This is a genomic window from Microvirga arsenatis, assembly GCF_009910705.1.
GTDB classification, from domain to species: domain Bacteria; phylum Pseudomonadota; class Alphaproteobacteria; order Rhizobiales; family Beijerinckiaceae; genus Microvirga; species Microvirga arsenatis.
This window is the reverse complement of the sequence record NZ_JAAAXJ010000003.1, coordinates 552248-574248: the sequence shown is the minus strand read 5'-3', so window position 1 is coordinate 574248 and position 22001 is coordinate 552248. Positions and strand designations below refer to the sequence as shown.

The 22001-nt window shown below is 61.8% G+C and carries 19 protein-coding genes and 4 pseudogenes; 11 read left to right on the top strand and 12 right to left on the bottom strand.

Features of this window, described 5'->3' with window-relative positions; translation table 11 throughout:
* The 3 genes from GR303_RS08865 to GR303_RS08855 all read left to right on the top strand — a co-directional run.
* Positions 1-545, top strand: a 545-nt coding sequence (locus GR303_RS08865) for a helix-turn-helix domain-containing protein (protein WP_161722315.1), incomplete at its 5' end; no start/stop codon positions are given.
* A gap of 101 nt (positions 546-646) precedes the next feature.
* Positions 647-1657, top strand: a complete 1011-nt coding sequence (bla, locus tag GR303_RS08860) for a class A beta-lactamase (RefSeq protein WP_161722316.1) — start codon at positions 647-649, stop codon at positions 1655-1657.
* Positions 1658-1708: 51 nt separating this feature from the next.
* Positions 1709-2251: a GrpB family protein gene (locus tag GR303_RS08855; protein ID WP_161722317.1), complete on the top strand. Its 543-nt coding sequence runs from the start codon at positions 1709-1711 to the stop codon at positions 2249-2251.
* A gap of 25 nt (positions 2252-2276) precedes the next feature.
* On the opposite strand, the gene GR303_RS08850 is transcribed toward GR303_RS08855, so the two are convergent.
* The 3 genes and pseudogenes from GR303_RS08850 to GR303_RS25445 form a co-directional block, all read right to left on the bottom strand.
* Entirely contained in the window at positions 2277-2744 is a 468-nt protein-coding gene (locus GR303_RS08850) for an OmpA family protein (protein WP_161722318.1), read from the bottom strand.
* A 263-nt stretch (positions 2745-3007) separates the two neighbouring features.
* Entirely contained in the window at positions 3008-3523 is a 516-nt protein-coding gene (locus tag GR303_RS08845; protein WP_161722319.1) for a hypothetical protein, read from the bottom strand.
* Between the two features lie 225 nt (positions 3524-3748).
* A pseudogene (locus GR303_RS25445) lies at positions 3749-3862 on the bottom strand (IS3 family transposase); the annotation flags it as partial.
* Between the two features lie 281 nt (positions 3863-4143).
* On the opposite strand from GR303_RS25445, the gene GR303_RS08840 reads away from it, so the two are divergent.
* On the top strand, positions 4144-4512 hold the full coding sequence (locus GR303_RS08840) for a VOC family protein (protein ID WP_161722320.1): 369 nt from the start codon (positions 4144-4146) through the stop codon (positions 4510-4512).
* Positions 4513-4873: 361 nt separating this feature from the next.
* On the opposite strand, the gene GR303_RS08835 is transcribed toward GR303_RS08840, so the two are convergent.
* Both GR303_RS08835 and GR303_RS08830 read right to left on the bottom strand, forming a co-directional pair.
* Positions 4874-5215 carry a hypothetical protein gene (locus GR303_RS08835; protein WP_161722321.1) on the bottom strand — a complete coding sequence of 114 codons (342 nt, stop codon included), beginning with the start codon at positions 5213-5215 and terminating at the stop codon, positions 4874-4876.
* Positions 5216-6236: 1021 nt separating this feature from the next.
* Complete coding sequence (locus GR303_RS08830) at positions 6237-6749, bottom strand: response regulator (RefSeq protein WP_161722322.1); 513 nt, start codon at positions 6747-6749, stop codon at positions 6237-6239.
* A gap of 476 nt (positions 6750-7225) precedes the next feature.
* Here GR303_RS08830 and GR303_RS25440 point away from each other — a divergent pair.
* The 3 genes and pseudogenes from GR303_RS25440 to GR303_RS08815 all read left to right on the top strand — a co-directional run.
* Positions 7226-7519, top strand: a pseudogene (locus tag GR303_RS25440) (PIG-L deacetylase family protein); the annotation flags it as partial.
* 98 nt (positions 7520-7617) lie between these two features.
* Positions 7618-8001, top strand: a complete 384-nt coding sequence (locus tag GR303_RS24670) for a hypothetical protein (RefSeq protein WP_246205422.1) — start codon at positions 7618-7620, stop codon at positions 7999-8001.
* 683 nt (positions 8002-8684) lie between these two features.
* Complete coding sequence (locus GR303_RS08815; protein WP_161722325.1) at positions 8685-9143, top strand: translation initiation factor 2; 459 nt, start codon at positions 8685-8687, stop codon at positions 9141-9143.
* Positions 9144-10629: 1486 nt separating this feature from the next.
* On the opposite strand, the gene GR303_RS08810 is transcribed toward GR303_RS08815, so the two are convergent.
* Positions 10630-10872 carry a DUF6894 family protein gene (locus tag GR303_RS08810; protein WP_161722326.1) on the bottom strand — a complete coding sequence of 81 codons (243 nt, stop codon included), beginning with the start codon at positions 10870-10872 and terminating at the stop codon, positions 10630-10632.
* 429 nt (positions 10873-11301) lie between these two features.
* Between GR303_RS08810 and GR303_RS08805 the strand changes: the two genes are divergently transcribed.
* Both GR303_RS08805 and GR303_RS08800 read left to right on the top strand, forming a co-directional pair.
* Entirely contained in the window at positions 11302-11541 is a 240-nt protein-coding gene (locus tag GR303_RS08805) for a hypothetical protein (RefSeq protein ID WP_161722327.1), read from the top strand.
* Between the two features lie 551 nt (positions 11542-12092).
* Positions 12093-12470 carry a hypothetical protein gene (locus tag GR303_RS08800; protein ID WP_161722328.1) on the top strand — a complete coding sequence of 126 codons (378 nt, stop codon included), beginning with the start codon at positions 12093-12095 and terminating at the stop codon, positions 12468-12470.
* On the opposite strand, the gene GR303_RS08795 is transcribed toward GR303_RS08800, so the two are convergent.
* From GR303_RS08795 to GR303_RS08780, 4 genes are all read right to left on the bottom strand, one after another.
* On the bottom strand, positions 12456-12662 hold the full coding sequence (locus GR303_RS08795) for a hypothetical protein (RefSeq protein ID WP_161722329.1): 207 nt from the start codon (positions 12660-12662) through the stop codon (positions 12456-12458). The two genes, GR303_RS08800 and GR303_RS08795, sit on opposite strands and share 15 nt — an antisense overlap.
* Before the next feature lie 290 nt (positions 12663-12952).
* On the bottom strand, positions 12953-13192 hold the full coding sequence (locus tag GR303_RS08790) for a BrnA antitoxin family protein (protein WP_161722330.1): 240 nt from the start codon (positions 13190-13192) through the stop codon (positions 12953-12955).
* Positions 13193-13252: 60 nt separating this feature from the next.
* Positions 13253-14911 (bottom strand): PAS domain-containing hybrid sensor histidine kinase/response regulator, encoded by a 1659-nt coding sequence (locus tag GR303_RS08785; protein ID WP_201751954.1) that lies wholly within the window; start codon positions 14909-14911, stop codon positions 13253-13255.
* A 5-nt stretch (positions 14912-14916) separates the two neighbouring features.
* Positions 14917-15738, bottom strand: a complete 822-nt coding sequence (locus tag GR303_RS08780; RefSeq protein ID WP_161722332.1) for an alpha/beta fold hydrolase — start codon at positions 15736-15738, stop codon at positions 14917-14919.
* A 551-nt stretch (positions 15739-16289) separates the two neighbouring features.
* Here GR303_RS08780 and GR303_RS08775 point away from each other — a divergent pair.
* On the top strand, positions 16290-19547 hold the full coding sequence (locus tag GR303_RS08775) for a hybrid sensor histidine kinase/response regulator (protein ID WP_246205425.1): 3258 nt from the start codon (positions 16290-16292) through the stop codon (positions 19545-19547).
* Between the two features lie 314 nt (positions 19548-19861).
* Positions 19862-20299: pseudogene (locus GR303_RS24660) on the top strand (IS5/IS1182 family transposase); the annotation flags it as partial.
* 31 nt (positions 20300-20330) lie between these two features.
* Here GR303_RS24660 and GR303_RS08765 read toward each other — a convergent pair.
* Positions 20331-21344, bottom strand: a complete 1014-nt coding sequence (locus GR303_RS08765; RefSeq protein ID WP_161722335.1) for a magnesium and cobalt transport protein CorA — start codon at positions 21342-21344, stop codon at positions 20331-20333.
* Between the two features lie 121 nt (positions 21345-21465).
* Positions 21466-21941: pseudogene (locus tag GR303_RS08760) on the bottom strand (MgtC/SapB family protein).
* Positions 21942-22001: the final 60 nt, after the last annotated feature.

Genomic DNA, 22001 nt, shown 5'->3' with positions numbered 1-22001 from the left:
GCGCACAGGCGCTGCGGCATGCGCTCGACCGGGGTCTGTCGTCCCTCAGTTTGCGCAGTACCCCCCGGCTCCCGCAGGAGTTGCGCAAGCTCGCCGAAGCGCTCACCTCTGGAGCGGACCAGCTGGCTCTCGAGGAACAAGTGCATTGCATCTCCGCCCTAGCATTCTCGTTCGGGCACGAGCTCGCCCAGGCCCTCGAACGCATTGATGCAGCGGACAAAGCAACCCGGGGCGAGCGCCTGCGCCGAGTATTGCGGGCCAGAGAACTCTTGCGCTCCAGAGTAACCGAAGGCGTATCGCTGGCCGAGCTCGCAGCCGAGGCGTGCATGTCCGAGTTCCACTTCATCCGCACCTTCCGGGATGCCTTTGGCATCACCCCTGCCAAGTACCTTGAGCAGCTGAGAATGCGGCAGGCTCAGGCGCTGCTCCAGCAAACAGGTCTCCCGGTGAGCGAGGTCGCCCGTCGCTGCGGATATACCAATATGTCGGCGTTTGGCCGTGCCTTTAGGCGCGCCTGGGGCAAGCCAGCTAGGATGTTGCGTTGACACTTCTTGCCCGCGCCTCAACCCTGCTCTGACCTGGAGATAAGCAGGACCTGCACACCCTCCGCTGCTAGATCGGCAACTGGCTTCAGGATTCCAATGCCATGCATCCCGTCCGTACGCTCCTCACCCTCACGATCCTTGCGTCAACCATCTTGATCTATCCAGCCGCCGCACACGCTGAGTTCCGGACCGACACTCTCGCGGCCAGGATCGAGGCCTTGGACAGGGAGACAGGGTCCGGTCGGCTCGGTGTCGGCCTTGTCGACCTCAAGGACGGAAGCGCTTGGTCATGGCGGGGTGACGAGCGCTTTCCAATGCAAAGCGTCTACAAACTCCCGATCGCCCTCGCGATCCTCACGGCTGTGGATGAGGGCCGCCTCAATCTGGATGATACGATCGCGCTTGGACGCGAGGACTTGAGCATCCAGTGGAGCCCGATCGCCCGGGAGTTCAAAGGCGAGCGCGTCACCTATACCGTCCGGCAACTGGCGGAGCACGCGCTTCAGCTGAGCGACAACACCGCTTCCGACACTCTTCTGCGCCTTGCTGGCGGTCCGGGCTCAGTTACCGCACTACTCTACCGGCACGGAATTGCTGGTATGCGCGTCGACCGATCCGAGAGGGAGATGCAGCCGGAGGCTCTCGGCCTGCCGCCCTTTCAACCGGAATGGGCCAACGAGACGGCCCTTGCAGAAGCTCTGAACGACCTTCCTCCGTCGGTCAGGCGCGCGGCCATGGTGGCCTACCTCGCCGATGTCCGCGATACGACAACCCCGAAGGCGGCCGCGCACCTTCTTGCGAAGCTGGCGCGCGGTGAGCTTCTGTCCGAGCCTATGACACGCATTTTCCTTGGCATTCTTGCGGGCACCCGTACCGGCGGCTCCCGCATCAAGGCCGGTGTTCCAGAAGGGTCGGCCGTCGCGCACAAGACCGGCACCGCGATGGACGTACTCGGTACCGGTCCTGCGGTCAACGATGTGGGGATCGTGACCTTGCCTAGCGGCCGGCAGATTGTCGTAGCAGTGTTCGTGGCTGGTTCGGACCGTCCCCCGGCGGAGCGCGAACGGCTCATTGCCTCTGTGACGCGCGCAGCGATCGAGGCACTCCATTAGGGATTGTCTTGGCACCTCGTAACAATCCTCCTGGCCAGCAGATTATTTCAGATGCAGTCGGAAATGTCTAAGAGACGGATCGTTGTGGTGCCCTATGATCCGCGATGGGCTGATCTTTTCGTGCAGGAACGCGCCGCCATCGTGCAAGCCTGCGAGTGTCGTGTGAGCGCGGTGCACCACATCGGCAGCACCGCCGTTCCGGGGCTCGCCGCCAAACCCATCATCGACATCCTGGCTATCCTTCGCGAACCAGAAGACGGAGTCCTCTGCATCAAGCCCCTTGGGCGGCTAGGCTACAGGTTCCGCGGCGCCAATGGCATTGCCGGGCGCTACTACTTCACCAAGGGCAACCCGCGCAGCCGCCATCTCCACATGTATCCGTCAGATCATCCGGAGGTCGGGCGTCATCTCCGATTGCGGGACTATCTGCGCTCCGACCCGGACGCGGCCGCCGCGTACGCGGATCTCAAGCTGCGTCTGGCTGCCCGCTTCGCTGAGGATCCGCAAGCATACGCGACGGCAAAGGATGAATTCTGCGCGCGGATCGACGGATTGCCTGGTGGCTTCCGCCAGGGCACCGATAGACCAAAGTAAGTCTTCCCCTGTTCCGGTGGGACGGTCATCTGAGGGGGTCCACGACGAGTTCCACCCGCCTGTTCTTCTGACGGCCCTCCGGGTCGTCGCTGCCGTCGGGCTTTATGTTGGAAGCGACAGGCCGACGCTCGCCAAAGCCCACAGCTACGACATGAGCCTGCCCGGCACCGGCATGGCGAACGAGCCACTCCTTCACGGACGCAGCCCGACGGCTCGAGAGCTGGCTGTTGTAGGCATCGGTTCCGATCCAATCCGTATGCCCCTCCACCCGGTATCGAGCTGGCCCAAGGCGCGATTCAACTTCGTGGACCAGCTTTAGCAGGACCTCATTTGCCTCAGGGCGCAGGGTGGCCTTGTTGAAGTCAAACAGCACGTCAGCGTTGAGCGTGAGTCGCAGTCCCCGCCCCTCCTGACGAATATTGAAGGCTCCCAAGGCCGAATTTTCAAGCAAATCAACGCTGCTCTCGGACTTGATCCCTGGGATGGGCTGCACCGGAAAAACGACTGACCCGACGTAGAAGGCAGCCCCTGGTGGAACTGTAGCGGGAGGCTCCGCTAGCGGTTGACTTGCTCCGCCAGCCGCCAAGCCCGTCGTAGGAGGCTGAGGGTTGATCGGCTGAACTGGGAGCAGGAGTAGTGGGCGACCAGATTGCCCGCCCTCAGGCGGCCGCGCATCGGCTGGGCTTCCAACCATGACGGCCGATAGCGCTCCTGCAAGTACGAGCCGCGACGGGGAGGTGCGCATAACCTATTCTCTCACAGCAGCGGTATGTTCATGAGTGGCTGCTGGTTCGGGATCTGCACGGCCATCTGCCGCACACCGGCGGGCGGCATGGCGAACCAGGCCCAGAACTCTCGCCGCTCCCCAGCACGTACTACGCCGCCGTCGCGGTCCTTGAAGGTGCTGCAGAGGCAAGATGCAGCGTATCCTATGCCGTATTTCTTCCGACCCGCGAAGTCGACGACGGCAATGTCTCTGAGTTCATGATTGAACGCCAAGCCGTGATCCTTGAGGCTGGTGTCGCCGCCGGATTGATTGGCGACCGCGAATTTTAGCTGCATGACGCCCTTGTCGGGCAAACGACGGAGCTCGACCACCTCAAGGCGTACCCTGGGTGCAAGTTCGACCCCCACGCCTCCACCACCGTGGTTTGTTGTCGCGTCAGTGCTTGAGGCAACGACGCCTTGAGACTGGGCAAAGGTCAGACCTGCTCCGCTTGTGACCGCCGCAATTCCGATCGCCAATGCCCAGCATGAACGCGCTAGCTTCATCAATCATCCTCCGGGAATTTCCAACGACCAGTTATGGGCGTGAAGTAAGATGACTAGGAGCAGGAACCTGTATTCGCAGGATCGGCACACTCCCGTTCAATGGCAGCGGGTCCGGCTCATTAACATAGTCGAGCGTCGCGTGATGCCGGACGGAGTTGTAGAAGCGACAACGTAAAGGCCGATCACCTGCTTTGCCTTGGCTCTCGCCTAAAAGACCGCGCCCCGGACCAGCTCGTATTTCAAAGTCTTGAAGAAGGTCTCGACCACGGCGTTGTCGAAGCACCCGCCTTGCCTGGACGTCGAGATCCGGATGCCATGCCTTCTCAGCTCCGCCTGATAGGCCATCGCGCTCTATCGGCCGCCGCAGCGGCTTCAGCTCGGTTGCCATACCCTCCTGGCGCTCTTTGCACAGATTATGGATCTCACGCTCGCAGCGGCGGTTGATTCAGTCGCACAGGGTCGACATACCAATCCCGAAATCTGTGGCGTAAGAGCTGGCTCATGCGCGACATCATCACCCTCTCCGATCTCAGTCCGACTCTGTGGCCTTCGGCCCATTGTTTGGAATCACAGCAGTGGATATTGGGCTTGGCGCAGGTCCTCACACTTCGGGAGATCTCATGTTTGACCACGTCAAATTCGGAGTCAGCGACTTTGCCGCAAGCAAGGCGTTCTTCCTCAAGGCACTCGAGCCGCTCGGCGTAGCGGTTATCTGGGAGAGACCGTTGGGTGTCGAAATGAGCCCAAAGGGTAAGGCTTCGCTGTGCCTGTACCAAACTGAAGAGAAACCGGCGCATCTTCATTTGGCGTTCACGGCCGAGAGCCGCCAGCAGGTCGATGATTTCTATCGCGCGGCTCTGGAGGCGGGTGGCAAAGACAATGGTGCGCCTGGTCTGCGCCCGCACTACCACGCGAACTACTATGCCGCTTTCGTCATTGGTCCGGACGGGCACAACATCGAAATGGTTTGCCACAAACCCGAGGCCTAACCCTATCACTCATGTGATACGCGATCCTTCGTTCACCTGCGCCTGCTAAAACCCTACCTATGACTTACTCCCGTGACACCACCGCCGTATCAGAGCTCATCGGCCAGCCCGTCAGCACCTGGTCCGAGGAATGGCGGATCGAATGCGAGGCCGAGCTCTCCTGAAGACGCGGGACGCCTCCTTCAACGGCCGGAAGGACGAGAACGGCAAGTCCATCGACCGGACCTGATCGGCATCCAAGGATGGAAGGAGGCCGAGGAGACCCGGGCGGCGGGGAGCGGCTGCTGGAGGTGCGGTGTCACAACTGTTGAACTGTACGTTCCGCAACCCCCGTTCCGCGAAAATAGCTAGCTTAGAAGACCTACGATCCAGCAGGTCTCCTGAAGTGCGCAGGAACCTTCCGGACGCGGTGATACACGGCTAGTCCCACTCCCCAGACGATTAGAAGGCCAACGGCAAGCGCTAAGCCGAGGATGAACTGGACAGGCTCCTCGGCATACCGGACTGCCTCGCTCGAGCGGCGGAGGGTCAGGCGCCACACCTGGCCTGCCATAAGCGCCTGATAGATCTGGTAGCCGCACATGATCGGCAGCCCCACGATAAGGAAGATGAGGAATACGCCCGTTCGAACCGCCCTAAGGCGGCGGAACATGCGCTTGGCCCATTCAGGGGTTCCGTCGGTCTCGTCAATTAGCTCTGGCATGACCAGTCTACGCAAGTATTCAGCTGCTTTATGAGAGCAGCTTGCGAGGGGGGGGGTTAGACTGGCTGTCTACTAGGTTTCTGCCTCGACCGCCGCACAATTCTTCTGAATACGCCAGAAAGACACTCTATCCAGTTCCATAAAGGGGGTTATCGGAAATTTCGTGTGTCAGAGGCTAGTGCTTCTCCGGCCCCCAAATTCCGACATTGGTCATAATGAAAAACCACAGAAGCAGGACGCCCATGAGGGCGACATAGACGACCGCTCCGACTCCTCGACCAAGGATCTTCTTCCAAGCCGGTGCCGGAGAGGGGAAGATCATTAGTCCGACCACTCCGACAATAAGTCCGGGAACAATGGCCTGGAGCATTGGGTCCCATACATGGAAGATGGGCACTTTAGAATGGAAGCCCACCAGAGCGATCAAGACCCAAAGGAGCGGGAAGATCGCCATACATGCAACAGAGAGAACCACTCGGGCTGTAAGTGACGTCATGCGCCCTCTTGGAATTCCGTTACGTGAGCCCACTCGCTCACTCAAAGCTTAGCATAGGGGTAAGCAAACAGCCCTCAATCAATTGTCCGCAGTTCCATAAACGGCTTATGCGCACTTACGGCTTCTTCGTGTGAGCTACACATTGTTCAGGAACGCCCAGATTGTTCGACCATACTCGCGCAAGGAGTATCCCCTCGTCCGCAATGCGAACACTGCTCCGTAATAGGCGCCAACGAGAAGGCCGATGATTGCGAACAAGGGACTTATAGCAAATCCGTACCAAGCCACCTCGCGGACGCCGAACACGCCTTCCAGGATCCCGGCGATAACTATGAAAGCCGGAAAGCTGAGAACAATAGCTATCCCAGAGCACAGGAGAGCGCCGAGGACAACAAAGCAGGCAGTTTTCAGAGACAGCATGGATGAGGCGGCCGGTTCGACGCTCCATTATTGTACCATCGCAAGCGACAGGGCCACTCAGGTTTCGTAAACGGTCTTCTCAAAATTTTGCACCCGCTACAGGGTCTATTCCTCGGGCTCGGGAAGGGGCTGAGCCAGACCTCCGGCGGCGCCAATACCGGTGTGGGGCTGGCTGATCTTGATGGCAGCGGGAAGCACTTGGACCGAAGCTTCGGCAGAGACTGGGGGCTGGCCGGCAGGCAGCACCGTCCGCACGGCTGCCACCAAGTCTGCAGGCCTATATGGCTTGGGGATAAACAGCGCACCCGGCGGAAGATCGTTGGGCCCCGGTGCCATTCGGCCCGATGTCACTACAATGCCGATATGCGGCCATGCCTGCCTCACCACGCGGGCTAGGGTGAAGCCATCCAGGGAGCCTGGCATCTCCACATCGGTGACGAGGGCTCGAACGTCGGCAGTTGCCTCGAGCACGGTCAGGGCTTCATCTGCGTTGACCACCTCGACGACTTTGAAGCCGCCCTCCTCCCGGAGCACATCCGCGGCCATCATGCGAACGAGAGCCTCGTCCTCCGCCAGGAGGACAATCGCCGGCTGCAGGCCGTCCCGATTGATATTCATGGGCGCCCTCGTCCCCGTGTCCGCACACAGTCAGGAGTGCTGGGGCGCTCAGGGCTGGGTGGCTTGAAGCCTCAGCCTGCCGAGTGCAACCGGCGGCTGAACTCCTTTATAGCCCTCGAATTCGCTCCGAAGAAAGCGCGAAAGTGCCGCGCCCGATGGAGAGTTCCAAAAATGAGCTTATGCACAAAGCGCGGACTATCTTCTCACGCGCGCATGAGGTATGGCGCCCCCGAAAAGGGATCCAGAACATGCCTCACAACAGCGGGTAGCGTCATGAGCGCGAGCAGGAGCATCGGATCAAAGCCGTTCGAGCTCAACTGAATTGGGGAGAGCGAGCGACCCGCACCGGGCTGTTCTGGCTGACAATCATGGCGGCCATGGCATTCATGGCAGTGGGCTTCTGCCTCGTGAACTTGTAGAGGCCGAGGTCCTCCATCCGGCTCCTTTGCCTTACGAAGAAGAGCGATAAAGGCTACATGATTGCATCTCTGATGGGGCCATCCCTCTTCATCCAGCCGCACTACGATGACGTGCCGCTCTCCTGCGGCGGCACGGTGGCCCTGCTCGCGCAGGGTGGCTACCAGCCGCACATGGTAACGGTGTTTGCCAGCGAGCTGCTGCCGCAGATGGTGGGGGAGTTCGCCGCCTCGAAGCACGAACGCTGGAAGCTCACCGACCCCGATCAGGTGCTGGCGGCTCGCCGCAACGAGGATGCGGCCGCCGCCCGCGCCCTGGGCTGTGACGTGCGCTGGCTGGGGCTGCCGGATGCCATCTACCGCGACCGCTACACCTCTGACCGGGAGCTGTTTGGTCCGCTCCCGCCGAGGAGAAGGAACTCGCCTTCCATCTGGTCGAGGAGATCCGCGGCTTGCCCGAGTGGAGGGAGGGCAATCGTGTGTCCGTGCCGCTGGGCATCGGCTCACATGTGGACCACCAGCTTGTGTTCGAGGCCGGCCGCTGCCTGGCGGCCCTGGGGGTGGAGGTCTATGCCTATGAGGACTGCCCCTATGCCATCCACACGCCAGAAGGCCGGCATATCCGCCTGGCGGCGTTAGATGGTAAGGTGCGCGAGCCCGTTCTGGTGCCGATTGCCGAGACCCTGGAGCAGCGGCTGGAGGCGATTGCCTGCTATGCCAGCCAGGTGCCGGTGATCTTCCGCTTCACCCAGGATTTCCGCAGCGCTGTGAGAGAATTCGCACAGGAGGTCGGCGGAGAGCCTGGGCCGGCCGAGCGCTTCTGGCCCGTCACATAGACGGCCTTCTACGAACTATGATCGCACAATTCTGATCCTCAGTCTGGCTGCCATATGGCCATCGCCTGATTACAAGGAGGCGCTGGTGCAGCAATTGTGCTCTGATGGGGCTTGAAGGGAGAAGGTTGAAGACGATGCGCGCTGGCCCTAGGCTTCGACCCGGCGCCGAGCAGCTGCGCCTCAGGGACGAGGATCGGAGGGCGCGGGCCTGCCGCCTGAGGTGCGAGATCGCAATCTTTGTTGCTGGGCTCCTGCTCGCGACCATCCTTCACGGGCTGTGGGTGTATGCCGCCCGGACTGAGACGGTGGACGGCCGACGCATCGTCATCATCGACGGCGACACCATCGACGTTCACGGAGAACGGAGAACGCATCCTGAACATCGACGCCCCGCAGAGCTTCCGCTCGAGATGTGGCGCAGAGCTGAAGCTGGCCCTGCGCGCGAAAGAGCGTCTCGCCCAGCTCCTGCGCTCCGAGCCGGTTCAGATCGACCGGTTTTCTCGGGTATCGTCCGACCCTCAATGCCCAGCTCAGGAATGTATCCTGGAAAGCACAGACGCTCCAACAACGCGCAACGGCAGACATTATCACGTTGTCAGGACGATAATCCGCATTCTACCCTCCGGGTTGTAGGCTTCAGCTTGATGAATCAACCAAGAGCCGGGCCATCTTTGGGAGCGACAATGCGTCTTTCATTACTCACGGTCCTCGCAGGATCCCTGTCGTTGGGGGCCTGTGCCACGGTCACGCGTGGCACGACGGAACAGATCACCTTCGACTCCTCGCCTCCAGCCGCGATGCGGACCTCAACCGGGCTGACCTGCCCCACGACGCCTTGCACATTGCAAGTCGACCGCAAGTCAGAGTTCGTTGCGACGTTCTCCAAGGACGGCTACGAGAGCCAGGACGTGATGGTTCAGACCCGCGTTGCCGGCAGCGGCGCAGCAGGCTTTGCCGGCAATGTGCTTATCGGCGGCCTTGTTGGCATGGGCGTCGACGCGGCGACCGGAGCGACACTGGAGCACTATCCAAATCCTGTCACGGTAAGTCTCGTGCCCCTGGCGGTCTCCTCGAAGTACCGAGCCCGCAAACCCGCCCCTGCTCGAGGGCCGGTCAAGGAAGCCGCTCCTCCGACATCGTAGCCGATGAAGCTGCAACCTCAACAGCCCCGGTGACAAGCTGGGGCTTTCTTCTAGGCAAGCACCAGCAGGAGGGTGTCTCCCCCTCCTCAACTCTCTTCATCTCTCCACGCTACATTCTCGCCTTGGCCATAAGAGGATCCGCCATGTCTGACGAATCGGAACCGTCGCTGCCGATTGCCGGACGAGTTGTTACTTTTTGAACAAGAATAAGGGGCGGGCCTACTGTGATGACTGTATCAAAGACCATCTCGGATTAGCACGTCGTCAGCAGGCACAGCGCAATACCGAGCCGTTAAGCTTCACACCGCTGTACCGCCGCACTCAAGCCCCATGCGATAGCTGCGGGCGCGAGAAACTAGTCACCAAATCCGTTTGGCCTACTCCCGCGATACCGCCGGCAACTCTGAGTGCATCCGCTTTCCCGTGAACACCTCCTGAGGAATGGAGGATCGAGACCGGGGCCGCGCCGTCCTGAAGATGCCCAAGACTGAGCAGGGCGTGTTCTTCAACGACCGGAAGGACGAGAGGGGAAGGTGAACGACCGTGATCTGATCGGCATCCGGTGGCAGAAGGCGGCTGAAGGCCACTTGGAGACGATGCGCCGGCTGCAGGAGGCGCGGGAAGCCAAATCAGCCCTTTAGAGGTATGGTATTTTACATTTTCTACTTCTTACTGCCAAATAGAGATGCTTCGAAATGGAGGAGAAGTATGAGGATACTATCGATTCTCTTGTTCTGCCTTGCTGCAGTTGCTTCGGCGTCAGCTCAGAATCTTGAAGCCGATCTCGCTAAAATCCAGCAGCTCGAAACCACCAAGATCGAGAGCGAGCTCGGTCTACTAGCCGGCAAGTATTACCGTGGGCGCTGCTTCAGCCGCGACAGTGGCACTGACCTAGGTTTCGTATACGGCTCCTCCACTGGAGAACTCACGAATGAATGTCGTCGTTATGCCGTCAATCCAATAGTTGCCAATATCACAGAGATACCTTGTCCTCCTGATGGCTCACATGTTGGGTGTGAAGAGGGCATTGATGCCCAGCCCGTTTGTTCCCCTGGTAGCCCGGGTCAGAACTCGCAAACCGGCGCCAGAATAGCTGGCGTACTTCCCTTCCAAACTCGACGGGCCTGCGTCACAGTGCCGGGGAACATGCCAGTTAGGAAGGTGAGTTGTAGGATCGAGGGCGCTGGAAGAGACGAGTACTGCCGGTTTAGTCACGGAACTGACGGTTGCTCTTGGGCCGCCTCGCGCAGGTTTACCGTTGCTCAAGTCGGAGACAAGAAGACCTACTGCTGGACTGTTTGGAATGAATCCCACAACAGTGAGAGAGCAATAACGCTCTCCGTTGAATAGCTGAGCTTCCGGGTCCGTGACGAGCAATTCGTCACGGACCTACCTCCATATCCAGAGCATCCCTGAACACCCATGAGCACACACCCAAGGTGAAAGCGCAACCTACCCCTGAGCAACACGTATGGTATAGACATGGTTAAGCGCCCGGGCCCTGCTCCACCACCAGCGTCAGCCCCATGCGAAGCAGCACCCGACCGGTTTCATCCTTGACCACCGCCGCAAAGGTGCGTTGGTCGCCGTCCGGGAGAGCGTCCCGAGCCATTTCCGCGAGAGCCTTTTGAGCCTCCAGCTTGGCAGCCTCCAGGCTCGCAAGCTCGATCCCCTGCTGATCGGCAACGAAGAGCTCGCCGTCATCGGTATCGAAGAAGTAGCGCGGCATCGGCACCCCAGGGAACGGGACCTGTAGCCGTCAACTAACACGTGCGCCGGTTGTTCAGATTCCCGCGTCCTGACCTGGGCCATGCCCCCTCCCCGCACCCGAGGTGCGGTCCGCCTCTTGGCCGGCCTGATCGAGGGCCCGCGCCAGCTCGCCGAGCGACTGGGTCACAGCCTGTCTGCGAGCCAGCTCGGCCCGTGATTGCTCAACCCGGTGCAGCAGTTCGCCCGGTGGAGCTTGGTTTGCTCTGGAGTCGGTGCCGGAAGTCGTCGGCTGATCGGAGGAGTTCATCGTCGGTAGGGGGTGCAAACGCGGCAGTTGACGAGCGGGACCAGACCACCCGACGGGTCGAGGCATCAACAATGGCCAGACCCCCACGCGGCCGCGATTCCGCTCCTCAGCGTCATATCAAAAGCTCTGCCGGCTGGGGAGATGGAACCTCTGCAGGACGCCGAAACGCTGCAGGATCATCTCTCGGAGCCGTGCTTGATTTGGTGCGCTGCCACCATAGCTCAAAGCAAACTTATGTTAATCGATGCAGGCGGCAATCCATTGTTACTGCGGCTTCTCGAGATGCGGATGGTCCCGAAGAACCCTGTTGACCACGTGCTCCTGTGCATCGCGCTGGTGGCAGCCTTCGCGGCCGGGCTGATCTGCTCTGAACTCCCATGACCAGCCCGCGCGGGCTCCAGCCTCTCCGCTGCCATGGATGAGCGGCGTGGAGCGTCCTGGGACGCTTTCAGGTGTCCCCCAGACGGGCATTCTCCAGGCTGGGCACTGGCCTGATCTGTGCCTCCCAGACGAGGCGCCGCGAGCCGTCCTCTAAACAGCGGATGTGATACTGATACCCGGCGTCGCCCACCGGGAGCAGACGCTCGACGCGCCAAGTCCGATGCTCCTCCTGGGCCTCGACCTACGTCACGAGGTGGAGGAAGCTCTCCGCGGCGTTCTGTGGGGCTGTTTTCGGATTGAAGTGAACGCGATCATCGACCTTGAAGCGGTGCGGCATCGTCCTTCCCTGAGCAAAGCAGTCAGCCTTGGCACCTGGCGCACCATCTCCCTGGATCCAGGGCGGGTTAACCACTCCGGATCGCAGCTGGCGCTCAAGGCGGCGCAATGGGGGATCAGTGACGGAAAGCGGAGAAACAGTCTCGATCTTGCCCTCAAACGGCCTAGGTTCCCGATTTGCCTCAGCCCGAGATCCTGAGCGTCCCGGAGGTCCAATGCAGTCCGACCAGTCTCTCCCCGTCGAAGCGGTCCCGATCCGGGCTAGGCGCGCCCTTCTCGACGCCTTTGGCGCCCGCTGGCCCACAGTTCGTGAGGTGGCCCAGATCCCCGACAAGCAATGGCTTGCCACGCCTGGCGTGGGGCCCACCGTTCTCCGTTCCATCCGCCGGTTTGCTCCGTCGGCACACGAGCGGGACCATCTCCCCTGCGCCTGGCATCTTTCCGACGAGAAGCTGCTGGCGCGTCTTGAGCGCCTGCAGGACGAGTTTCGAAGCATTGAGCGGCTGGTCAGGATCAGGCTCGGCGAGCCGCCGCAAGGTGGGATCCGCAGCCGAAAGCCGAAGGTGCTCTCCGCCGGGTCACCGCTGGCTTGAGCGCACCGCCGTCCGTTCGGCATCGTCGAGCCTCTCGATGAGAACCATCAGCTGACGAGGGTGGTCCTCTTTGAGAATGTCCGCATAGATGCCTTGGAGAAGGTGTCCTATCACGGCCGCGGTATGGCTCGGCGGAAGCTCGAGGGTATTGGGAAGCCGCAGCCCCCGGATCTGCTCATCGTCAGCCAACATGGCCAGGCTCCACGTGCCTGGCATTCCCCTTGTCATCGGGGAGCCAACCCCGCTGGACGGATCGAGTTTCAGCGTAGCCGCCGGTATCAATCCTCGGCCTCGGAAGGCCTGCTCCGGAGCATGGCCCGGATCCTTCGCCAGAACCGTCTCTTGATGCGAGCAATCTCGCCACGGCGCCATCTGACGATACGCCTGGACCGGCGGTGGAAAGCCTCCCACTCATCGCCGTTGTTCTTCGAGCGGATGCTCCGGCGGGCCATAGCCTGACCTCCTGTTCCGGCTTCGTCGCCTCAGCCCTTGCCGGCGGCCTTGCGCAGGGCTGCGTTGATCCGCTCCTGCCAGCCCGGACCCTCCTCCTGGAAGAACTCCAGCACATCCTGGTCGATGCGCAGGGTGACGGTCTCCTTCACGCCAGGGACCGCGGCAGCCTTCGGAGGATCCTCGATCGGCTTCGTCGTGGCCTTCTTGAAGGCTGCCTCAGCGGCCTTCAAAGGATCGCTGGGGCGCCGTCCGCCTGGTGATCTCGACATCGCCTCTCTCCTGAACCTATCCTGCCCTAGGCTTTCTACTGCAACCTCGGCCGGGCCGGGTCAGCCCCTGTCGATCATCCGTCTCACCTTGGCGGCCAGTTCGGCATAGGTGAAGGGCTTTCCGATCAGGTGCATCCCGGGATCCAGTCGGCCATGGTGGACGATGGCGTTCGAGGTGTAGCCCGTGGTGAACAGAACCGGCAGTCCCGGCCTGCGCCGGGACACCTCGTCCGAAAGCGCGCGCCCGTTCATCCCTCCGGCCAGAACGACATCGGTGAAGAGCAGTTGGATCTCCGGATGCCGCTCGACGATTTCCAGAGCCCCTCGACCGTCGCCGGCCTCGAGGACGCGGTATCCGAGATCCCGCAGCGCCTCCGTGGTGTAGGTGCGCAGATCGGGCTCGTCCTCCACGACCAGAATGGTCTCCCCGGAGCCCTTCACCATCGCGGGGGCTTGAGAGGGGATCTCGGCAGGCTCCTCGTCGGAGCCGATCAGGCGGGGCAGGTAGATCTTGATGGTCGTGCCTTCGCCCAGCTCGCTGTAGATCCTCACATGGCCGTTGGACTGCCGGACGAACCCGTACACCTGGCTCAAGCCCAGCCCGGTTCCCTTGCCTGCTTCCTTGGTGGTGAAGAACGGCTCGAAGACCCTCTCCATCGTGGCCTTGTCCATCCCGGTCCCCGTGTCGGAAACGGCCACGAGCACATATTGTCCAGGCGGCACCGGCTCGGCCAGAGCTTCCACATAGGCCTCGTCCAGGCGGGCATTGGCCGTCTCGATGGTGAGCTTGCCGCCATCCGGCATGGCATCGCGGGCGTTCACGGCCAGATTGAGGATCGCATTTTCCAGCTGGTTCGGGTCCGCCTGGGAGCGCCAGAGGCCGCCGGCGAGAACGGTCTCCAGCACAACCACTTCCCCGAGCGTGCGCCTGAGAAGGTCGGACATGCCGGCCACAAGCTTGTTGACGTCGATGGGCTTGGGATCGAGCGGCTGACGCCGGGAGAAGGCCAGGAGCCGTTGGGTCAGAGTGGCTGCGCGTCGGGTCGCCTCCATGGCGTGAGTGGCGGCCCGCTGCAGGCGATCCGACCCCTCGGGCAGGCGGCGCTGGAGAAGCTCGATGTTGCCGACGATGATGGTGAGCAGGTTGTTGAAGTCGTGGGCGATGCCGCCGGTGAGCTGACCGATGGCCTCCATCTTCTGGGCCTGCCGGAGAGCCTCCTCGGCCTTCATGCGCTCGGCGACCTCCTGGGCCACGCGCTCCTCGAGGGTCTCGTTCAGGCGCTGGAGCGCCTGGGTGGCCTGCTCGGCCTTCTGGCGGGCCAGAAGCAGCTCCCGCTCATATTGGCGCCGGTCGGTGGCATTGAAGAGGGTGATGCGATGAACCATCGGGCGGCCATTCGCATCCCGCTTCTGGACCGTGTTGGCCAGAACCGGCAGGACGCGTCCGTCGGCGCAGGTCAGATCGAAGGCAATCTCGTTCACGAAACCCTGCATCCGCAGGAGCGGTGCGAGGTGCGTGTCATAGAAGATCCTGGCGCCGACGCTCAGGAGATCCTGGAAGCACTTGTTGCCGACGAGTTCCTTCCGGTCCATGCCGATCCAGGTGAGGAAGGTCTGGTTGGCTCTGATGATCGTGCCGTCCGGCAGGGTCGAGAGATAGCCGCAGGGCGCGCTCTCGTAGAGTTCCTCGGCCGTCTCGATCAGCAAGCCCTGGTCCATCGTCACTATGCGACAGCCTTTGCCGGAGCCGGATCGCTCAGGAATGCTTCCATGGCAGCGATCGTTTCCTCGGGCGCACTCAGGTTCGGGCAGTGCCCGGTCGCCCTCATCAGGACGAACTCGCTGCCAGAAAGGTTCTGGTGCATGTAGCGCCCGACCGACTCGGGAGCAATGGCATCCTGCGAGCACTGGAGAATGAGCGATTTGGTCTTCACGTTGGGCAGATCGGCCCGATTGTCCGACAGGAACGTTACGCGCGCGAAGTGCTTGGCGATCTCCGGATCGGTGCGGCAGAAGCTGTTGGTCAGCTCCTCGCCGAGCTCGGGCCGATCCGGGTTGCCCATGATCATCGGAGCCATGGTGCTCGACCAGCCGAGATGATTGCTGTCGAGGAAGTCGAGCAGGCCCTCGATATCCTCCTGCTTGAACCCGCCGACATAATCGCCGTCGTCGATGTAGCGCGGCGAGGGGCCGATCAGGACCAGCCGGTCGAACCGCTCCGGCTCCCTGATGGCGGCGAGAACTCCGATCATGGCGCTGACCGAGTGGCCGACGAAGACGACGTCCTTCAGATCCAGCTCATGGCAGATCGCCAGGACGTCTTCCGCGTAACCGTCCAGCGAGCCGTATCTCGCCCAGTCGAAGGCGACCGCACCCGACTGCCCATGACCGACATGATCGAAGAGGACGATCTTGTACCGGTCCTCGAAGGCCGGGGCAACGAGGCGCCACATGTTCTGGTCGCAGCCGTAGCCATGCGCAAAGAGCATGGGCTGCTCGCCATGTCCGAAGACCCTGACGTTGTGGCGTGTCAGAACGGTAGTCATGGGCGCTCCGTGCAATCAAAACCATGGGTAGGGGTCGCTGCCGACGTTGGCAGGTGCGAGCTTTGCAGTCCACGGAACGCATATAGATGAGTTGGTACGCTTTTCATCACACAATCTTCCGCACCAATGATGTTGATCGGATCTCCGAGCGTCGGTTTTCTGAAACATGGGTTAGGCTTTTGATATGACGTCCTCTGGGGAAATCAGCTGGATTTGGTCGGGATTTTAGAGCCTGGAACACAGCGCAACTTGGTATCATGAAAACATCCTGCTTCTTCGAGGCTCAGGCATCACGTCCGGGTCAATCCAGGAAATCCCTCACCACTTCAGAATGGTCCGGTGTTCCTCGGAACCGCAAAGCTAGAATGGCCTTCCTGTGCAACTCCTGACGTGACCGGCGGTAGTGCCAAGCTCTTGTCAACGCAGAGGCCGAACTTTAATTGTGCGCCGATTTTGGCCATCGGGTATCCGCTCCCATGTCATCGATCTCGACCATTTCTTCATCCGAGATAGCGATCGCCCTTGATCTCGAGTTTCTAGATAACAGCGAGATGGGCCGGCTGACCCGGAGCCATGATTGGTCACGTACTTCGCTCGGGCCGATCTCGGCATGGCCGCAGAGCCTGAAGACCACGGTCGGGATCCTCCTGCGCTCGCCGGTGCCTATCGTCCTGTTGTGGGGACCCGACGGGGTCATGATCTACAACGATGCCTATTCCAGCTTCGCAGGCGGCCGTCACCCGCTTCTCTTCGGCTCGAAGGTGCGCGAGGGCTGGCCGGAGGTCGCTGACTTCAACGATCATGTGATGAAGGTCGGCTTGAGCGGCGGTACTCTGTCGTACCGTGATCAGGAACTCACGCTCTACCGCAACGGTGCCCCCGAGCAGGTCTGGATGAACCTGGATTACAGCCCGGTCCTTGACGAGAGCGGCCGGCCAGCGGGTGTGCTCGCCGTCGTGGTGGAGACCACGGAGCGTGTCCTCGCCCAGCGGGCGCTGGCAAGGACTGAGGAACGCCTTTCGTATGCTCTCAATGCAGCGGGCATGGTGGGCACCTTCGACTGGCACATTCAAGCCGACACGTTCTATTCGGACGCGCGGTTCGCGGCCATGTTCTCGGTGGATCCCGACAAGGGTGAGACGGGAGCGCCGATCGGAGAGTACTTCGCGGGTATTCATCCAGAGGACAGGGAGAGGATCAGCGACGCCGTCAACCACGCCATTGCAACCGGGGAAAGGTACACGCAGGAGTACCGTCTGCTCCAGAAGGACGGCACGGTCCGCTGGATCGAGGCCCGCGGCGAGTGCCTTTACGATGAAGAGGGCAAGCCCGTGCGCTTCCCCGGCGTCGCAGTCGACATCACCGAGCGTCGGCGGACCGAAGCGACGTTGCGCGAGAGCGAGGAACGGTTCCGCAACGTCGCCGACAACTCGCCCGTGATGGTCTGGGTCACCGGGCCGGACGGCTCCTGCACCTTCCTCTCCCGCTCTTGGTACGAGTTCACCGGCCAGACCCCGGAGACGGCTCTCGGATTCGGCTGGCTCGATGCCACCCATCCGGACGACAAGGCGGAGGCCGAGCGGATCTTCCTCGCCGCCAACGCCAAGCGCGAGTCTTTCCGGCTGGAATACCGCCTCCGGCGCGCCGACGGCTCCTACGCCTGGGCGATCGACGCCGCAGCCCCACGCTTCGGCGAGGACGGCGAGTTCCTCGGCTATGTCGGATCGGTGGTTGATATTGACGAGCGCAAGCGCCTCGAGGTGCAACTAGCCGAGACCTCGCGCCGGCTCGATGCGATCCTGAACAACACTCAGATGGCGGTGTTCATGATGGATCACCGCCAGCATTGCGTCTACATGAACAAGGCGGCCGAGGATCTGACGGGCTACACGCTCGCCGAAGTGCAGGGCCGCCCCCTTCACGACGTCGTCCATCACACCCGTCCCGACGGCACGCCCTATCCCCTGTGCGAATGCCCCATCGACCGGGCTCTCCCCAAGAACAATCAGGAGCAGGGCGAAGAGATTTTCGTCCACAAGGATGGCAGATTCTACCCCGTGGCCTTCACTGCCAGCCCGATCCGCGACGAGGCAGGACGGCCCATCGGTACCGTGATCGAGGCGCGTAACATCGAGCAGGAGCTTCGGGCCAGGGCGGCTATGGAGGCATTCAATGCCACCTTGGAACAGCGCGTGACTGAGGCCATCGCCGAACGGGAGAAGGTGGAGGCCTTGCTTCGCCAATCCCAGAAGATGGAGGCGCTGGGCCAACTCACCGGCGGCGTCGCGCACGACTTCAACAACCTGCTCCAGGTGATCAGCGGCAACCTGCAACTCCTCGCCAAGGATATCGCCGGCAACGTGCGTGCTGAGACCCGGGTGCAGAATGCGTTGGCCGGTGTCTCGCGAGGCTCCAAGCTGGCTTCCCAGCTCCTCGCCTTCGGCCGTCGCCAGCCTTTGGAGCCGAAGGTTGTGAACATCGGCCGCTTCATCAAGGGTATGGACGACATGCTCCGCCGCACCCTGGGCGAGGAGATCGAGGTCGAGACGGTGGTTTCGGGCGGACTCTGGAACGCTCAGGTCGACCCGGGTCAGATCGAGAATGCCATCCTCAACTTGGCGATCAACGCGCGCGACGCCATGAACGGTCAGGGGCGCCTGACCATCGAGGCCGGCAACGCCCTGCTCGACGACCGCTATGCCCTCCAGCACGACGTGGCGGCGGGTCAATACGTCATGCTGGCCATCACCGATACCGGCTGTGGGATTCCACCCGAGATCCTGGACCGGGTGTTCGATCCCTTCTTCAGCACCAAGCCGGAGGGCAAGGGCACGGGCTTGGGCCTGTCGATGGTTTACGGCTTCGTCAAGCAGTCCGGTGGTCATATCAAGATCTACAGCGAGGTCGGCCAAGGCACGACGGTGCGGATCTACCTGCCGCGCGTCTATGAGCAGGAGGACGTTCTGACGGATCTCCGCACCGCGCCCGTACGGGGCGGGAGCGAGACCATCCTGGTGGTGGAAGACGACGAGGATGTACGCGAGACCGCGGTCGCGCTCCTGTCGGACCTCGGCTACCGGGTCCTCAAGGCCCGCGACGCCACGAGCGCCCTGAGCATCATCGAGAGCGGGCTGGAGATCGACCTGTTATTCACCGACGTGGTGATGCCCGGCCCGTTGCGCAGCCCGGAGCTTGCCCGCAAGGCGCGGGCCCGCCTGCCGCACATCGCGGTGCTGTTCACCTCCGGCTACACGGAGAACGCGATTGTCCACGGTGGACGCCTCGATCCCGGGGTAGAGCTATTGGCCAAGCCGTATTTGCGAGAGGACTTGGCACGGAAGATCCGCCACGTGCTGGCCAACCAGCAGCAGCGCAACCGAGTCGCATTGTCAGCGCCCGATGCTGCCCCCCCGGCCGCGCGGGTCGCGAGCACCAAGAGCTGGACCGTTCTGCTGGTCGAGGATGACGAGCTGATCCGGAGCAGCACGGCCGAGATGCTGACCGAGCTCGGCCATAGGGTGGTTCAGGCTGTGGACGCGACATCGGCGCTGAAGGCGCTGGAAGCGGATGCGGTCGACATCCTGGTCGCCGATGTTGGGCTTCCCGATCTGTCCGGCGCCGAGTTGGCGAAGCGTGCCCTGGAGCAACGGCCCGGCCTCGGAATCATCTTCGCGACCGGGGATGAAACCGTCTCGGCCGAGGACAGCCTGAAGCGGGCGGTGCTGTTGGTCAAGCCCTATGCCGAGCAGGAGCTGGCGCAGGCCTTGTCCAAGGCGGCCTCTCCCTCGCGTCTGGATGCAGCGGAGTAATCCACCGCTCCAACCCTGACGAAATGGAGTGCCGAGCAGCTCTGGTAATACAGGGACTGGAGATCGTCAGCAGAGGGCTGCTCCTCCAGTCCCGTGGGTGGCTCGCCGCTCTGAGTGCCGAGATCCTCGGGCTCAACGCCGGCTGTGGGTCAATAGACGAAGCCCCTGTCCTTCACCACGTCTGCTTACCCTGTGCAAGCAGACGCCCGCGTTAACATCCGAGACGTGCCGATACTGTTAATTTAGACGGGCATTGATCGGACTGCATTGGCGTAATTCCATTCTCCTGTTCCTTTGCGGAGGGCAGGACGGTAATGCGCGTGCAAGTGGCTCCGGCGCAGATCTTCTACGACTTCTGCCTTGATGTTCACGTTCCCGCCGATCACCTGCTGCGCCACATCGACCGCCTTCTTGGCCTAGAGAGCGTCCGCACGGCTCTGAAGCCGTTCTACAGCTCCATCGGACGGCCCTCTATTGATCCCGGTTGATGATGCGTATGCTGATCGTCGGATACTGCATGGTTCTGCGCTGGCGATGAGTGGATGGCTCAGGATCACGGCACCGATGCTTGCCGTGTCATTCAGGATTATCTTGCCACTCTGGATGATACTGCCGTCGGAGCCGCCAGTGAGAGCACGCCAAAGTTTGTCTCCCTGTCCGATCCGGTGGCGCACTGGACCGGCGCTCACAAAGAGCACGTGTTCTTCGCTCATGCAACCAACTACCTGATCGATACCCAGCATTGGTTGGTTCGGCGACGCATGGCTGAAGCATGCATGAGGCCTAAAGCCACCGATTCTGGCGGAACCTCCAATACAACCAGCCGCACACCGAGACAATGATCGCCAGCACGACGGCATAGCCGTATTGCCATCGCAGCTCGGGCATATGCTCGAAGTTCATGCCGTAGATCCCGGCCACGGCCGTCGGCACCGCCAGGATGGCCGCCCAAGCCGCCAGCTTGCGGGTGATCTCGGTCTGCTGCGCCTGTCCGGCCATTAGGCTGGTCTCGAACGCGAAGGCCAGCACCTCGCGCAAGGACTCGATCTCCTCCTGGACGCGGCGGATATGGTCAGAGACATCACGAAAATGCGGGGACATCACGGGGTCGATCCCCGGCAGCCCGGGTTGCTCCAAACGGCGGCAGACCTCTACCAGCGGAACCGCGGCATTGCGCAAGCGCAGGAGATCGCGCCGGAGTTGGTAAAGCCGTCGCACGTGAACTTGGGTTGAGGTCTCAGCCAGAATGCAGTCCTCGATCTCCTCGACCTCGGACTGGATTGCTTCGATCACCGGCATGTAGTTGTCGACGATGAAGTCGAGAATGGCATAGAGAATATAGTCCTCACCACCCGAGAGTGTCCCCGGATCGGCTTCGCAGCGCTCACGCACCGGGGTGTAGGTTGTCGAGGCGCCATGGCGCACGGACACGACGTAGCCATGCCCGACGAACAGATGGGTCTCGCCGAAGGCGATGCGCCCGTCCAGCATCTGGGCGGTCCGCGCCACCACGAACAAGGCCTCGCCATATTGTTCGAGCTTTGGCCGCTGGTGCGCCTTGAGCGCATCTTCAATTGCGAGGTCATGCAAACCGAACTCCGCCTGAAGCTGGCGCAGGAGAGCTAGGCCGGGCTCATGCAAACCGATCCAGACGACATGCCCCGGCCTCCGTGACCATTCGCCAACCTCCGCGATCGGAACCTCGGCCACGCGTCGGCCTTCCGCATATACGGCCGAGGCGATGATGCCTGGAGTGTCTTCCGGTTGAGCCAATACGAGCTTGAGGGATTTCGCCATGGTCGGCTAACGCACAGCCGCCTCATCCGGTGCCAAGGCCGATGCTGGAGCGCCTCCTCGTTCGAGCTATCCTCTCACACGTGATCGAGTCCAAGAGCCTGACATCCCAGGAACTCCCTTTTCACTGCGAGCCCGATGGTGGGCCAATATCGTCGTCAGGCGTCTTCTGGTGTTTCGCTGGGGACAGGACGCGGAAGGTAAAGATCCTGAACAGGGTGGCCAGGACAGCGACATCGTAGCTGCCAAGGCCAACCGCGGCCCCCACAGCTCCAGTCGCCCATAGCCCTGCCGCCGTGGCCGTTCCCTGTACAGCGCCGGACTGCTTGATGATGGCGCCGCCACCGATGAAGCCGACTCCGGTAATCAGGCCTTCGATGATCCGCGCCTGCGCCTCCGGCGAGTTCCCGGTAATGCCTTTGTGGCCTGAACGAAGTCGCAACTTGCAACCGCCACGAGCGGGAAGGTCCGCAAGCCAGCACTTCGTTCGCTTCGCTCACGATCCCATCCGGTAGGTACGGCAAGCGCATAGGCAATGGCCAGGGTGGCGACGTGAGGCAATACCCGCAGCGCCTCTAACAAGCGCTCAATTTGTTCCATTCAACATTTCCAAAGGTATCCAACCGACCCGGGGGAAGACCGCCAATCTGAAACGTGAGC

Coding starts and splice junctions, on each gene's coding strand:
- bla (WP_161722316.1), top strand. CDS start 647: ATGCATCCCGTCCGTACGCTCCTCACCCTCACGATCCTTGCGTCAACC.
- GR303_RS08855 (WP_161722317.1), top strand. CDS start 1,709: ATGCAGTCGGAAATGTCTAAGAGACGGATCGTTGTGGTGCCCTATGAT.
- GR303_RS08845 (WP_161722319.1), bottom strand. CDS start 3,523: ATGAAGCTAGCGCGTTCATGCTGGGCATTGGCGATCGGAATTGCGGCG.
- GR303_RS08840 (WP_161722320.1), top strand. CDS start 4,144: ATGTTTGACCACGTCAAATTCGGAGTCAGCGACTTTGCCGCAAGCAAG.
- GR303_RS08835 (WP_161722321.1), bottom strand. CDS start 5,215: ATGCCAGAGCTAATTGACGAGACCGACGGAACCCCTGAATGGGCCAAG.
- GR303_RS08830 (WP_161722322.1), bottom strand. CDS start 6,749: ATGAATATCAATCGGGACGGCCTGCAGCCGGCGATTGTCCTCCTGGCG.
- GR303_RS08815 (WP_161722325.1), top strand. CDS start 8,685: ATGCGTCTTTCATTACTCACGGTCCTCGCAGGATCCCTGTCGTTGGGG.
- GR303_RS08810 (WP_161722326.1), bottom strand. CDS start 10,872: ATGCCGCGCTACTTCTTCGATACCGATGACGGCGAGCTCTTCGTTGCC.
- GR303_RS08805 (WP_161722327.1), top strand. CDS start 11,302: ATGGAACCTCTGCAGGACGCCGAAACGCTGCAGGATCATCTCTCGGAG.
- GR303_RS08800 (WP_161722328.1), top strand. CDS start 12,093: ATGCAGTCCGACCAGTCTCTCCCCGTCGAAGCGGTCCCGATCCGGGCT.
- GR303_RS08795 (WP_161722329.1), bottom strand. CDS start 12,662: ATGTTGGCTGACGATGAGCAGATCCGGGGGCTGCGGCTTCCCAATACC.
- GR303_RS08790 (WP_161722330.1), bottom strand. CDS start 13,192: ATGTCGAGATCACCAGGCGGACGGCGCCCCAGCGATCCTTTGAAGGCC.
- GR303_RS08785 (WP_201751954.1), bottom strand. CDS start 14,911: ATGGACCAGGGCTTGCTGATCGAGACGGCCGAGGAACTCTACGAGAGC.
- GR303_RS08780 (WP_161722332.1), bottom strand. CDS start 15,738: ATGACTACCGTTCTGACACGCCACAACGTCAGGGTCTTCGGACATGGC.
- GR303_RS08775 (WP_246205425.1), top strand. CDS start 16,290: ATGGGCCGGCTGACCCGGAGCCATGATTGGTCACGTACTTCGCTCGGG.
- GR303_RS08765 (WP_161722335.1), bottom strand. CDS start 21,344: ATGGCGAAATCCCTCAAGCTCGTATTGGCTCAACCGGAAGACACTCCA.